This window comes from Polaromonas sp. P5_D5 (assembly GCF_054049435.1).
The window spans coordinates 591,594-604,154 of sequence record NZ_JBFUMJ010000001.1; the positions used below are offsets into that span (position 1 = coordinate 591,594).

Consider the following 12,561-nt stretch of genomic DNA (forward strand, 5'->3'; position numbering starts at 1 on the left):
GAACAAAAGGAGAACCAAGCCATGACATCCTTCACCACCAAATACATCGAAATCCAGGGCGTCGAGCAAACCTTCAAGACCAAAAAGGGGCCGTTCTGCGCACTGCAGCACATCAACCTCACGGTCGCCAAAGGCGAGTTCGTCACACTGATCGGCCATTCAGGCTGCGGCAAATCCACGCTGCTCAACCTGATTGCCGGCCTGACCACGCCGACAGAGGGCAGCCTGCTGTGCGCCAACCGCGAGATTGCCGGACCCGGCCCCGAGCGCGCTGTCGTATTCCAGAACCATTCGCTGCTGCCCTGGCTCACCTGCTTTGAAAATGTCTACCTCGCTGTCGAGCGCGTGTTCTCAGCCACCGAAAGCAAGGCGCAACTCAAGGCCCGCACCGACGCCGCACTGGCCATGGTCGGACTGACGCCGGCTGCGCAAAAACGTCCCGGCGAGATTTCGGGCGGCATGAAGCAACGCGTCGGCATTGCACGCGCGCTGTCGATGGAACCCAAGGTGTTGCTGCTGGACGAGCCTTTCGGCGCCCTTGACGCCCTGACCCGCGCCAAGCTGCAGGACGAACTGCTGCAAATCGTCGCCACCACGCAAAGCACGGTGGTCATGGTGACCCATGACGTCGACGAAGCCGTGCTGCTGAGCGACCGCATTGTGATGATGACCAACGGTCCCGCCGCCACGATCGGCGAAGTGCTGCCGGTGGAACTGCCCCGCCCGCGTTCCCGCGTGGCGCTGGCCGAAGACATCCGCTACCTGGGTTACCGCAAAGCCGTGATCGATTTCCTTTACACCCGCCAGGGTCACGTCGAAAAAGCAGCCTGAGTAAAGACTCGCCCCCGAAGCGCCTTTGGCGCCTCCCCCTCGAGGGGGCGCCACCAGCAGCCCGGCAAAGCCGGTTCTGCGGTGGCCCGCGACTAAACAACCAAGCAGGAGGTTTCCAATGTCTGCAGTTTTGCCAATCCCCGGCGCCGGCAGAATCGCCCATGGCGCACCGGCCAGCACACGGCCTGCGCGCTCGAGCGGCCTCGCCTCGCTCGGGAAGTACCGTGAAATCATCATCGCGGTCGCGCTTTTCCTGCTGTTTGACCTGGGGGTGCTGGTCCTGAACTTCTACACCTCGTTCAAGATCGACCAGGACACCGTGGCCATCAACCTTTCCGGCCGCCAGCGCTATGTTTCTCAGCGTGTCGCACGCACCCTGCTCGAACTCGACGCCATGCGGGTGGCGGGCACGCCTTACAAGCCCGAGACACTGGCCGAGCTGCGTTCAGGCGCAAAGATCTTCCAGGCCTCCCATGTCGCATTCCGCGAAGGCGGCACCATTCCCGGCGGCGACGGCAAACCGGTGTACCTGGAGCCCGTGGTGTCCAGCCGGGGCCGCGAGCTGGAGGACAAGGTGGATGCGCTGTGGAAGCCCTACTTCGAGCTGCTCCAGCCCCTGCTTGCCGGCGACGGCTTCACGCAGACGGAACTGGCTGCCGCGCTGGCCTATAGCCAGGCCAACAACATCAAACTGCTGGGCGTTGCCAACGACTTCGTCACGGAAACGCAGCAGATCGGCGCCTCGCGCGCCAGCGTACTGCGCATGGTGCAAACCGTCGGCATCGTGCTGGCACTGCTGAATTTCGCCTTCATTCTGTTCAAGTTCCTGCGCCGCCTGAAAACTTCAGACGCCGCGATTGAAGCTGCCACCGAAGAAAACCGGGAAATTCTCGCCAGCGTGCGCGAAGGCCTGTTCCTGCTGACACCCCAGCACCAGCTCGGCTCCCAGTTGTCCCGCTCGACCCATGCACTGTTCGGCAAAACACTGGCACCGGGGCAAAACTTTTTCTACCAGCTGTCCACCCTGGTTTCCGACAAGGCATTGACCGATGCGCGGGACTATGTCGAGTTGCTGTTCTCTCCACACGTCAAGGAGCAGCTGATCCAGGGCATCAACCCGCTGTCGGAAGTGGAACTCACCGTCAGGAACCGGCTGGGCCAGGACACCAAGCGCTATCTTTCTTTCCATTTCAACCGGGTGCAGGACGGCGCCACGGTGCGGCACCTGCTGGTCACCGTACAGGACATCACGCAAAAGGTCGAGTTGCAGGCCCGGTTGACCGGCGAACGCCAGCGCTCGCAAAAAGAGCTGTCCATGATGCTCAAGGCTTTCGAGACGGAGCCGGCCATGATGCGCGCCTTTGTCGAGCGGGCTGAAGCGTCCCTGCTGGAAGTCAACGACCTGCTGCGAAGCACTTCATCGGCCGCCTCGGAAGTCCAGGTGCTCAAAGCTGTGGACGGCGCCTACCGCCGCATCCACGCCTTCAAGGGCGACGCAGCATCGCTCGGACTGGAAATCCTGGCCACACTGGCCCATCAGTTCGAAAGCGAGTTGCAAAAGCTCAAGGACAACGGCGCCGCCACCGGCGACGCTCTGCTGGCCCTGCCTTTGCCGCTCGAGGACCTGCTGGCCAAGGTCGGCGCCTTCAAGGCGCTGGGCCAGAAGCGCTCAGGCGGTGACACGGCGCCCGCCCCGGACGGTTCCGCATCGCAAGGACTGAACGCCGTGCTAACCCAGCTGGCGAACGAGGTCGGCACCGACTGCGGCAAACGCGTGGATGCCGAGGTGCGTATGGGCAGTGCCCAGGACATGCCGGCCGACAAGATGAACCTGCTGCGCGAAATCGCCATCCAGTTGCTGCGTAACGCCGTGGTGCACGGCGTGGAGGCGCCCTCCGTGCGGCGCGCTGCGGGCAAGGCGGAGGCCGGGCGGATTGCCGTCAACCTCACCCGGAACGAAGACGGCCAGTGGCAGCTCAGCGTGCGCGACGACGGCGCGGGCCTGAATGCGGCCGACGTTCGCCGCCGTCTGCTTGAACTGGGCTGGTATACGCCTGAGCAGCTGCAAAGCTTCAGTGAGCAGCAGATCGTTGCGCATATTTTCAAGCCGGGCTTTTCCACGGCCGGGGCCACCTCCCGCCACGCAGGCCGCGGCGTGGGCCTGGACCTGGTGCAGACCAACGTGCAGCAGCTGGGGGCGCGCCTGCTGTTGTCCAGCACGCCCGGCCAGCACACCGAATTCAAGGTTTCTTTTTCCTGAATTTTCCTGAAGCAATCCAGCAATGGCCATCACAAACCCCACACAGGAGCTTCTCCATGCGACTGCTGATTGTTGACGACTCCAACATGATCCGGACCCGGATTTCGAGAGTGGTGCAAAACGGCGGCATCAAGGGCGTGGTGCTCGCAGGCCTGGCCAAGAACGGCCTCGAAGCCGTGCGGCTGGCCCGGGCAACCCGCCCCGAGGTCGTCACCATGGACCTGACCATGCCCGAGATGGACGGCATTGAATGCATCACCGCATTGCTGAAGTTCGACCCGTCCATCAAGATACTGGTGGTCAGCGCGCTCAGCGACAAATCGACAGCCATCCAGGCACTCAAGCTGGGCGCCCGCGGATTCGTTGCCAAACCCTTTACCGACGAAGAGCTGCAGATTGCACTGCTCGACGTTGCAGACGTGCGCTAAGGACACTGCGATGGCCACACTGAACGAAAACGACCTCAAGCTCTTTGTCGATTCCATCCGGCATTACCTCAAGATCACGACCCGGCAGGAACCGCAGATCACCTCGGCCTATCTCGGCACGGGAGATATCGAAGCCTTTGAATTCAACGGCATCGTCACCTTCTCGGGAAGCCACAACGGACATGTGGTGGTGTCCATGCCGGGGAAACTGGTGCGGGAAATTTTGCTGCTCCAGCATGAGACTGACCTCAGCGATGGCAACCTGCTTGACGCGGTGGGTGAAATCGCCAACACCCTGGCAGGCAATGCACGCAAGGCTTTGGGGTCCGAGCTGCAGATTTCAGTGCCGATCAAGCTGCAGGGCGCGCAGGGCATGAAGGCCCGGGTACGCAAGCGCCCCTACGTGATCACCTTGCGCTGGAACCACTACGCGGCGATGGTCTGCGTCGACATGGACCGCAAAAACTGAACCGCACACCCAGCGCTACACGCAACCTCTCTTGAGGCCGCGCGCACGCTATTTGTGCGGCGCACCAAAAAAATCAGGCCAACGCCCCTAAATTGCGCTGCAAGGGTGCGTTTTGCATGCCCCAAGTTGGCATGCTTTTCGCACTGTTTCTGTGAATCAACCATCTTCACAGAAAGAGCTTGCACCATGGCGGGGTTTCGTAATTTTCTCAAGGCTGGCCACGCGCCCACACTGGGTGCAGCGTTTTTCTACTTCGCGTTTTCGTGCTGCATCTGGGTCATGAACGGCGCCATGGCGCCTTTCATTTCGGAAACCTACAAGCTCTCGCCCACAGAAAAAGGCGTGATGCTGTCGGTTCCCATCTTCGCCGGCGCGCTGATGCGCTTTCCGCTGGGCGTGCTGGCGCAATACATTGGCCGCAAAAATGCCACGCTGGTCGAAATGGGCCTGATCATGGTGGCGCTGCTGTTCGGCTACTTCGTGGTTGACTCCTACAGCAGCCTGCTGGCCATGGGCGTGCTGCTGGGCATTGCCGGCGCCAGTTTCGGCGTAGCGCTCAGCCTGGGTTCGGGCTCCTTCCCTCCCCGCTACAAGGGCCTGGCCATGGGTCTGGTCGGTGCGGGCAACGTGGGCACCGCTGTCTCCGTGCTTGTCGCGCCGGCGCTGGCGCAGCGCTTCGGCTGGCAGTCGGTCTACGGCATTGCCGCCGTAGCCATGCTGCTGCCGATGATCGCGATGATTCTTTTTGCCAAAGAACCCGACGATGTGGACAGCCACGCCACCCTGCGCGAACACGTGGCCTGCCTGTTCGAAAAAGACGGCTGGGCTTTCAGCCTGATCTACGCCGTGAGTTTTGGCGGCTTCATCGGGCTGGCGACGTTTTTGCCTTCCTACTACTACGACCAGTTCGGTGTCAGCAAGGTGCAGGCGGGCCAGTTGTCCATGCTGGCAGCTTTCATGGGCGCGGCGCTGCGCATCTTCGGCGGCTGGATCTCGGACCGCTGGGGCGGCGTGAACACCTTGAGCGTCGTGCTGCTGACGATTGCCGTCACGCTCGTGGCATGCGGCCTGGCCAGCAAATCCCTGGTCGCCACCACCTTGCTGGTGATGCTGTGCTTTGCCGCATTGGGTGCAGGCAATGGCGCCCTTTTCCAGCTGGTACCGCTGCGCTGGCCCCTGGCCACCGCGGTGGCCGGCTCCATGATCGGGGAAATCGGCGCACTGGGCGGCGGCCTGGTGCCCAATGCCATGGGTATTTCCAAGCAGTATGCGGGCACTTACATGTGGGGGTTCTTCTTCTTTGCAGCCTTGTCGCTGGGCATGCTGGTGATGCTGCGGGTGATGCAGATCCGGTGGACACGGACCTGGGCGGAGAAAGGTGGACGGGCGAGGACTGCTTGAGGATGGGCGTTTAGCTGAGGCCGCTGGCCGGGGTTGCCCGGCGGCAAGTAACTTTCTTTTGCGTCGCCAAAAGAAAGTCACCAAAGAAAAGGCGACCCTGCTGTCTGCGTCCCTCCGCTTCGCTGCGGGCAACCTGCGGTGCTCGGTTCAGGCGGGGTCTCGCTCGAACTCGCTACGTTGCACTTCGCTCAGACAATCGCGATCCCTGATCCGCCTGAACCTGCGCTCCTCGGCGCAGACAGAAGGGGTAATCGGGAGCGGGGACTGAAGACAAATACCAACTCCAATACCAACTCCAATACCAACAAGGACACGCCATGGCGTGTCCTTGTTTCTTCAGGCGTTCGGGTTCTGGTATTCGGTTGTTGGCTGTTCGGTATTCCTTCCCCCACCCCTTGTGTATGCGCCGAGGAGCGCAGGGCCAGACGGATCAGGGCAAAAACTTGTTTGAGCGAAGCGAGTTGTTTTTGACCCCGGCTGGACCGAGCACCGCAGGTTGCCCGTAGCGAAAGCGCAGGGACGCAGGAACCAGGGTCGCCTTTCTTTTGCTTACTTTTCTTTGGCGAAGCAAAGAAAAGTGAGTTGCATGCCGGGCAACCCCCGGCCAGCAACCCTCAGACGAGAGCGCCTCCATCAAACCAACAACAACCCCAAAAAAAGGCCGCTATCAATTCAATAGCTGCTGGCGCCCGTCCCCATTGCCCCAGAAGTCAATTCAATACTCAACCACCCTACCGAGGCAAAAACAGCAGCCAGTAAATCAGCAACACATTGACCAGCACACTCACACCCAGCAGCAATTTCCACAACACCACAGGATCCCGATGGATCAGCGGCGTCGCCTGCGGTGCCGTCAGCGGCCGCGAGGCTCCGCGCTCCAACGCCAGCAGCAGCTCTTCGGCGGTTTCGAAGCGCCGGCGCTTGTCGCGCGCCACGGCCTTGAGCACGATGTGGTCCAGCCAGATCGGCACTTCGGGGTTGATGCGGCTGGGTGCCACCGGGTCGCGGTAATACCGGCCGGCCTGGTAGGGCAGCACCTCGCCATACGGCAGGCGCGCGGTCAGCAACTGGTACAGCGTCACACCCAGAGCGAACAAATCGCTTTGCACATCGGGCAGCTCCTCCGGCCCATCTGTGCTGCTTGCGCTGAAGCCCCATTGCTCGGGATTGATAAAACTGGGCGTGCCGGCGTGCAGCTTTCGCATCGCTTCGGGCTCGCGCCCGCTCAATGCCACGCCGAGGTCCAGCAGCCGCAGCACGCCATCTTCGCCCTGATGGAGGTTGGCCGGCTTGATGTCGCGATGAATGACGCACTGCCGGTGCAGCCGGCCCAAGGCCCGCGCGGCCTGGGTGGCCACGCCCAGCAGCTGCTCCACGCTGAACTTGTGGCGGCGGTCAAGCTGCTGCTGAAGTGTCTCGCCGCTGTGCCAGTCATACAGCAGGTAAAACGCACTGCGCTCTTGCCCGCCCGGCAGGCGCTCATGAAGGTTGACCAGATGCTCCGCCGCCCGGCCCGACTGCATGCGCATGGCCAGCCAGGCCTCGTGAGCCAGCATGGCACGCTCTTCTTCGTCATGCGACCTCGACGGGTGCAGCGTCTTGAGGGCATACAGCACCCGTGTAGCGGGATCGCGCACCTGATACAGCACATTGATGCCGTTGTCGGCCACCGGCGCCGTCACGCTCAGGCCGTCCATCACATCGCCCACCTTCAGGCGGGTCGGGATGGGCAGGGTCTGCGCAATGCGGTTGACGTCCTGCAGTGTTGCGTCGAGCAAACCGCGCACCCGCACCACCACGGCCGTCACGTTGTCGTTGCTGCCGGCCGCCAGGGCCGCCTCGACGAGGTTCTGGCTTGCAAGCTGGGCACCTCCAGGCTCCTCAAGATCGGCAAAGCCCTGCAGCCGCGCGTCACGCACCACGCCGTGCACGCCGTCCGTCAGCAACACAAAAACGTCGCCGACCTGCAGGTCACCCTGCATGTAGTCCACCACCACATGGTCCTCGGCCCCCACCGAACGCAGCAACTGGTGCCGAAAGTCCGGGTGATTGACTGCATGGTCGTGCGTGAGCTGCTGGGTTTTGCCGCCGCGCAGCAAATAGGCCCGCGAATCGCCGACATGCGCAAGCGTGTACGACTGCCCGCGCAGTACCAGCGCCGTGAGGGTGGTCAGGCCCATGGCCGGACTGCGGCGCTGGTTGATACCCGCCAGCCAGGCGTTTTGCGCCCCGATGATGCGGTCCAGGGCCACGGTGGTGTCCCACGTTTCGGGCGTGCCGTAGTAGTCACGGACCAGGCTGGTCACGGTGGTCTGCGCCGCCTCCCGGCCCATGCCGCCTGTGCTCACGCCATCAGCAATCGCCACGATGGAACCCATACCCTCCTGCCCCGCCTCGGGCAGCATCGCAGCGCAAAAGTCTTCGTTGGTGTTCTTGCGGCCCGCCAATGAAGCGAAGCCAATGTCCAGATCAAATGCCATGCACCAAGATAAGCAAGTTTAATGCCCGAATTTGGTGCATCGCAACAATGCACGACTGGCGTGCAGGCCCTAGCCCACCAGCATTTGCATGCTGTGTTCGTACTGGGCCGACAGCTGCTCAAAGACGTCGAGGAGGTCTTCGCTGGCCGTCGCCAGACCCTCCAGGCGCCGGGGATCTTTGTCCATGGCAAGCGCGCCCTCGCGCATGTGCTGCCAGCTGATGGCCGCCCGGTCCAGCGACAGGCGGATGTCCTTGCTGGTCAGCGGAATGTCGTTCAGGTATTGCAAGGCCTGCTCGAATGCCGCCTGGGACTCGGCCATGCCGGCCTCGCTGCGGGCCAGCGTTGCCTTGCCACCCGTGGCCCTGAGCAGGGCATATTTGGCAAAACGCTGGCTCAGCATGCGCTGCCGGCCAGCCAGGTTCAGCATCTGCAAGGGAGGCATTGCGCCGGCGCTCTCCAGGCTGCTGGTCATGCGCTCGGCATCCTGCAAAAGCAGGTCTGCCAGTTCATCCAGGTGAGCCATGCTGCCAGCGGTGGGCGTGTCCTGCAAGGCAATCTTGAGCCGCCCCCAGGTAATGGACACCTGCCCGAGCAGGTCTCCAAATGTGGGCTGCGAAAGGCTTTTCCCCAGCGAAACCAGGTTGGCGTCGATGCGCAGCACCGACTCTTTCAGCAGCTCTTTGGCCCGGGCGGCCTGCACCCCCGCAAGCTGTAGCAGGGCAAGCTTGACCAGCCGCTGCGACAACATGCGCAACTGGCCGGAACGGTTGACATCCTCGGCGAAGCGCGCCGAATGGATGATGTGCTCCGACACCTGCCCCAGCCGCTGGTTGGTATGCATGGAGGCGGTCCGCAAAATGTGGAAAGCGTCGTCGTCCGACATCTGCCGGGCCCGCATCAAAATACCTTTGGCCCGGTCCACCGCCTTGCGCTCTTCAAGCCGGCTGGCGGCCTCCTGCACCTGGGCGCGCAGGGCCTGCTCGCGGGTAAAACGCGCCTTGGCGAGGTGAATGAGGGGCCGCAGGCGCTGCGCACCATAACCGTTGACCACATAGGCATGAACCCCCACCTCGGTGGCCCGTGTGATCTTTCCCGCGTCTGTGTCGCTGGTGAAAACAATGACGGGACACGGCGCCGTGTCAGCCACCAGCTGCAGCACCTTGAAAAGCTCATCACCCGGAAGCGGGTCATGGCAAATCACCACATCGGGTGCTTGCCGAAGCACTTCCTGCACCAGTTTGCTGCGCTCATCCACAGGCCCCAGTACCTGGATACCAGCTGCCTCCAGGTCTGAAACCAGGGGATGTGCGCCACCAGGGCCGTTCAGGTTTACCAATGCGGAGGTCATACAAATCAAGAGGTTAAGCGGGGAACAGCGACACAGTTCGCAAGTCGCAGGCCATGCCACCGCCACGCCGGTGCCGGGAAAGCTGCGAATCCCAATGATATGGCACAAGTCTTGCGTCATTTGCAGCGGGCGTAACGACGCGCCCAACCTTAGCGAATGCACTGCGGGTTCTGCGCACAACGACGTGCGTAATGGTGTGCCTCATACCGGGTTGACAGCCCGGATCCCTGTTTCCGGGAGAGAGCATCATGATTTCCACTCAATTTTTGACAAATCAGACAGATCCGCTGGTGTTGGCGAACTACCGCTGCGTTGCTGCGCCTCATCCTGGCGCCGAGGCCATTCACCGCGCCCAGCCCGCCCGTTGCCCATCTGCTGCCGCGTTCGCCGTGGCATGACGCTTGCACATTGGACCTTGAACATGACATCGAATCAATCTGGAGTAGCCCCATGAAAAAATCAAAACTGGTGATGGTCGGCAATGGCATGGCCGGCGTTCGCACCCTTGAGGAGCTGCTCAAGGTCGCCCCCGACCTCTACGACATTACAGTCTTCGGCGCCGAGCCCCATCCCAACTACAACCGCATCCTGCTCAGCCCCGTGCTGGCCGGTGAGCAGACGCTCGACGAAATCGTGCTGAACAGCTGGGACTGGTACAAGGACAACCACATTACGCTGCATGCCGGCAAAAAAGTGGTTGAAGTGGACCGCATCAAGCGCGTGGTCCGCGCCGAAGACGGCACCGAAGAGGAATACGACCGCCTGCTGATGTGCACCGGCTCCAACCCCTTCATCCTGCCCGTGCCCGGCAAAGACCTCAAGGGCGTGATTGCCTACCGCGACATCGCCGACACCAACGAGATGATCGCCACAGCCCAGAAGTACAAAAAAGCGGTGGTCATCGGCGGCGGCCTGCTGGGCCTGGAAGCGGCCAACGGCCTGATGCTGCGCGGCATGGAAGTCACCGTGGTGCACGTCATGCCCTGGCTGATGGAGCGCCAGCTTGACGACGTGGCGGGCAAGCTGCTGCAAAAATCCCTGGAAGACCGCGGCCTCAAGTTCATGATCGGCGCGCAGACGCAGGAACTGGTGGGTGGTGAAGACGGCCGCGTGACCTCGATCAAATTCAAGGATGGCACGGAAGTGGCCACTGACCTCGTGGTCATGGCGGTCGGCATCCGGCCGAACACACAGCTCGCGGAATCCATGCGCCTGCACTGCAACAAGGGCATCGTGGTCAACGACACCATGCAGACCGTCACCGATGCGCGCATCTACTCGGTCGGCGAATGCGCAGCCCACCGCGGCATTGCCTACGGCCTCGTGGCCCCGCTGTTCGAACAGGCCAAGGTTGCAGCCAACCACCTGGCGCAGTTCGGCATAGGCCGCTATTCCGGTTCGCTCACGTCAACCAAACTGAAAGTCACCGGCATCGACCTTTTCAGCGCCGGCGAATTCATGGGCGGCAACGGCGCTGAAGAAATCGTGATGAGCGACCCCTTCGGCGGCGTCTACAAAAAACTCGTCATCAAGGACGACAAACTCATCGGCGCCTGCCTTTACGGCGACACCGTGGACGGCAGCTATTACTTCAAGCTGCTGCGTGACGGCCGCAATGTCAGCGACATCCGCGACAAGCTGATTTTCGGAGAGTCCAACCTCGGCGACGCCGGCCACGAAGGCCAAAACAAGGCGGCGCTGATGGCCGACGATGCGGAAGTCTGCGGCTGCAATGGTGTCAACAAGGGCACCATCTGCAAGGCCATCAAGGAAAAAGGCCTTTTCACGCTTGACGAAGTGCGCAAGCACACCAAGGCCAGCGCCTCCTGCGGCTCCTGCACCGGGCTGGTCGAGCAGATCCTCATGTTCACCGCCGGCGGCGACTACTCGGCCACGCCCAAGCTCAAGGCCATGTGCGCCTGCACCGACCACGGTCACCAGGCGGTGCGCGACGCCATACGCGCCAACAAGCTGCTCAGCATCTCCGACACCTTCAAGTTCCTGGACTGGAAGACACCCAACGGCTGCGCCACCTGCCGCCCGGCCGTCAACTACTACCTGATCAGCACCTGGCCCAAACAGGCCAAGGACGACCCGCAAAGCCGCTTCATCAACGAACGCAGCCACGCCAACATCCAGAAAGACGGCACCTACAGCGTCATCCCGCGCATGTGGGGCGGCGAAACCACGGCCAGCGAGTTGCGCCGCATTGCCGACGCGGTCGACAAATACAAGATCCCGACCGTCAAGGTGACAGGCGGTCAGCGAATCGACTTGCTGGGCGTGAAAAAGGAAGACCTGCAAAACGTCTGGAAAGACATCGGCATGCCTTCGGGCCACGCCTACGCCAAGGCCCTGCGCACGGTGAAAACCTGCGTGGGCAGCGAATGGTGCCGCATGGGCACGCAGGACAGCACGCAAATGGGCAAGGACCTGGAGCGCGCCATGTGGCGCATGTATGCACCACACAAGGTCAAGTTTGCGGTGAGCGGCTGCCCGCGCAACTGCGCGGAGTCCGGCATCAAGGACGTCGGCATCATCGGCGTCGACTCGGGCTGGGAGATGTACATCGCCGGCAACGGCGGCATCAAGACGGAAGTGGCCCATTTCTTCACCAAGCTCAAGACCGCGGCCGAGGTGCTCGAATACACCGGTGCCTTCTGCGAGCTCTATCGCCAGGAAGGCTGGTACCTGGAGCGCACGGTGCACTACGTCAACCGCGTCGGCCTGGACTATGTGAAGAAAAAAATCCTGGAAGACCACGAAGGCCGCAAAGCCCTGTGGGAGCAGCTGCAGTTTGCGCTGGACGGTGAACCGGACCCCTGGTTCGACCTGAAAGAAGCGTCTGTGGATGCCCGCCAGTTTGAAAAACTCACACCCGCCTGACCGGCCGAATTTTGAGAGATCACTATGTCTGAATGGAAAAAAATCTGCCTGGTCACCGACATCCCGGTGCTCGGCTCGCGACGTGTGTCACGCGCCAAGGGTATTGATGTGGCTGTGTTCCGCAACGACCAGGACCAGGTGTTTGCGCTGCTGGACCGCTGCCCGCACAAGGGCGGCCCGCTGTCGCAGGGCATCGTGTTCGGCACCAGCGTGGCCTGTCCCCTGCACAACTGGACCATAGGCCTGGCGGACGGCTGCGCCAAGCAGCCCGACGAAGGCTGCACGCCCAAATTCACCTGCAAGGTAGAAACAGGCCAGGTCTTCCTGGACGCTGTCGAGCTGGACACGCTGGCGCTGGATTTGCAGCCCCCTCGCGCCGGCCCGGGTGCAACCAGTGGCGCATTGGGCGACGAAAGCTTCAGCGTGCAGGCGCCTCACACGGCATAAGCCGCATCA

Annotated in this window: 10 protein-coding genes; 8 read left to right on the forward strand and 2 right to left on the reverse strand. The window is 62.2% G+C overall.

Translation table 11 applies throughout. The features are described 5' to 3' along the window. Positions 1 to 21 precede the first annotated feature (21 nt). The 5 genes from ACXJKE_RS02960 to ACXJKE_RS02980 all read left to right on the forward strand — a co-directional run bounded on the left by ACXJKE_RS02960 (position 22) and on the right by ACXJKE_RS02980 (position 5,389). Complete coding sequence (locus ACXJKE_RS02960) at positions 22 to 831, forward strand: ABC transporter ATP-binding protein (RefSeq protein ID WP_457279078.1); 810 nt, start codon at positions 22 to 24, stop codon at positions 829 to 831. A gap of 118 nt (positions 832 to 949) precedes the next feature. After that, positions 950 to 3,091, forward strand: coding sequence for an ATP-binding protein (locus tag ACXJKE_RS02965; protein WP_457279079.1), 2,142 nt, complete (start codon positions 950 to 952; stop codon positions 3,089 to 3,091). A 56-nt stretch (positions 3,092 to 3,147) separates the two neighbouring features. Continuing rightward, entirely contained in the window at positions 3,148 to 3,519 is a 372-nt protein-coding gene (locus tag ACXJKE_RS02970) for a response regulator transcription factor (RefSeq protein WP_457279080.1), read from the forward strand. Positions 3,520 to 3,529: 10 nt separating this feature from the next. Next, entirely contained in the window at positions 3,530 to 3,988 is a 459-nt protein-coding gene (locus ACXJKE_RS02975; protein ID WP_431097274.1) for a chemotaxis protein CheX, read from the forward strand. Positions 3,989 to 4,174: 186 nt separating this feature from the next. Continuing rightward, complete coding sequence (locus ACXJKE_RS02980; RefSeq protein ID WP_457279081.1) at positions 4,175 to 5,389, forward strand: MFS transporter; 1,215 nt, start codon at positions 4,175 to 4,177, stop codon at positions 5,387 to 5,389. Between the two features lie 731 nt (positions 5,390 to 6,120). Here ACXJKE_RS02980 and ACXJKE_RS02985 read toward each other — a convergent pair. Next, positions 6,121 to 7,869, reverse strand: a complete 1,749-nt coding sequence (locus ACXJKE_RS02985; protein WP_457279082.1) for a protein kinase domain-containing protein — start codon at positions 7,867 to 7,869, stop codon at positions 6,121 to 6,123. Positions 7,870 to 7,938: 69 nt separating this feature from the next. Continuing rightward, positions 7,939 to 9,219: a type IV pili methyl-accepting chemotaxis transducer N-terminal domain-containing protein gene (locus ACXJKE_RS02990; protein WP_457279083.1), complete on the reverse strand. Its 1,281-nt coding sequence runs from the start codon at positions 9,217 to 9,219 to the stop codon at positions 7,939 to 7,941. Positions 9,220 to 9,467: 248 nt separating this feature from the next. On the opposite strand from ACXJKE_RS02990, the gene ACXJKE_RS02995 reads away from it, so the two are divergent. From ACXJKE_RS02995 to nirD, 3 genes are read left to right on the forward strand one after another with little or no spacing between them, the layout of a single operon-like run. Next, complete coding sequence (locus ACXJKE_RS02995; protein WP_457279084.1) at positions 9,468 to 9,617, forward strand: hypothetical protein; 150 nt, start codon at positions 9,468 to 9,470, stop codon at positions 9,615 to 9,617. 52 nt (positions 9,618 to 9,669) lie between these two features. Next, positions 9,670 to 12,105 carry a nitrite reductase large subunit NirB gene (gene nirB, locus ACXJKE_RS03000; protein ID WP_457279085.1) on the forward strand — a complete coding sequence of 812 codons (2,436 nt, stop codon included), beginning with the start codon at positions 9,670 to 9,672 and terminating at the stop codon, positions 12,103 to 12,105. A gap of 24 nt (positions 12,106 to 12,129) precedes the next feature. Continuing rightward, positions 12,130 to 12,552 (forward strand): nitrite reductase small subunit NirD, encoded by a 423-nt coding sequence (gene nirD, locus ACXJKE_RS03005; protein ID WP_457279086.1) that lies wholly within the window; start codon positions 12,130 to 12,132, stop codon positions 12,550 to 12,552. Positions 12,553 to 12,561 lie beyond the last annotated feature (9 nt).

Bases quoted from the DNA above. Each gene is read 5' to 3' on its own strand.
- ACXJKE_RS02960 (WP_457279078.1), top strand. From the start codon at position 22: ATGACATCCTTCACCACCAAATACATCGAAATCCAGGGCGTCGAGCAA.
- ACXJKE_RS02965 (WP_457279079.1), top strand. From the start codon at position 950: ATGTCTGCAGTTTTGCCAATCCCCGGCGCCGGCAGAATCGCCCATGGC.
- ACXJKE_RS02970 (WP_457279080.1), top strand. From the start codon at position 3,148: ATGCGACTGCTGATTGTTGACGACTCCAACATGATCCGGACCCGGATT.
- ACXJKE_RS02975 (WP_431097274.1), top strand. From the start codon at position 3,530: ATGGCCACACTGAACGAAAACGACCTCAAGCTCTTTGTCGATTCCATC.
- ACXJKE_RS02980 (WP_457279081.1), top strand. From the start codon at position 4,175: ATGGCGGGGTTTCGTAATTTTCTCAAGGCTGGCCACGCGCCCACACTG.
- ACXJKE_RS02985 (WP_457279082.1), bottom strand. From the start codon at position 7,869: ATGGCATTTGATCTGGACATTGGCTTCGCTTCATTGGCGGGCCGCAAG.
- ACXJKE_RS02990 (WP_457279083.1), bottom strand. From the start codon at position 9,219: ATGACCTCCGCATTGGTAAACCTGAACGGCCCTGGTGGCGCACATCCC.
- ACXJKE_RS02995 (WP_457279084.1), top strand. From the start codon at position 9,468: ATGATTTCCACTCAATTTTTGACAAATCAGACAGATCCGCTGGTGTTG.
- nirB (WP_457279085.1), top strand. From the start codon at position 9,670: ATGAAAAAATCAAAACTGGTGATGGTCGGCAATGGCATGGCCGGCGTT.
- nirD (WP_457279086.1), top strand. From the start codon at position 12,130: ATGTCTGAATGGAAAAAAATCTGCCTGGTCACCGACATCCCGGTGCTC.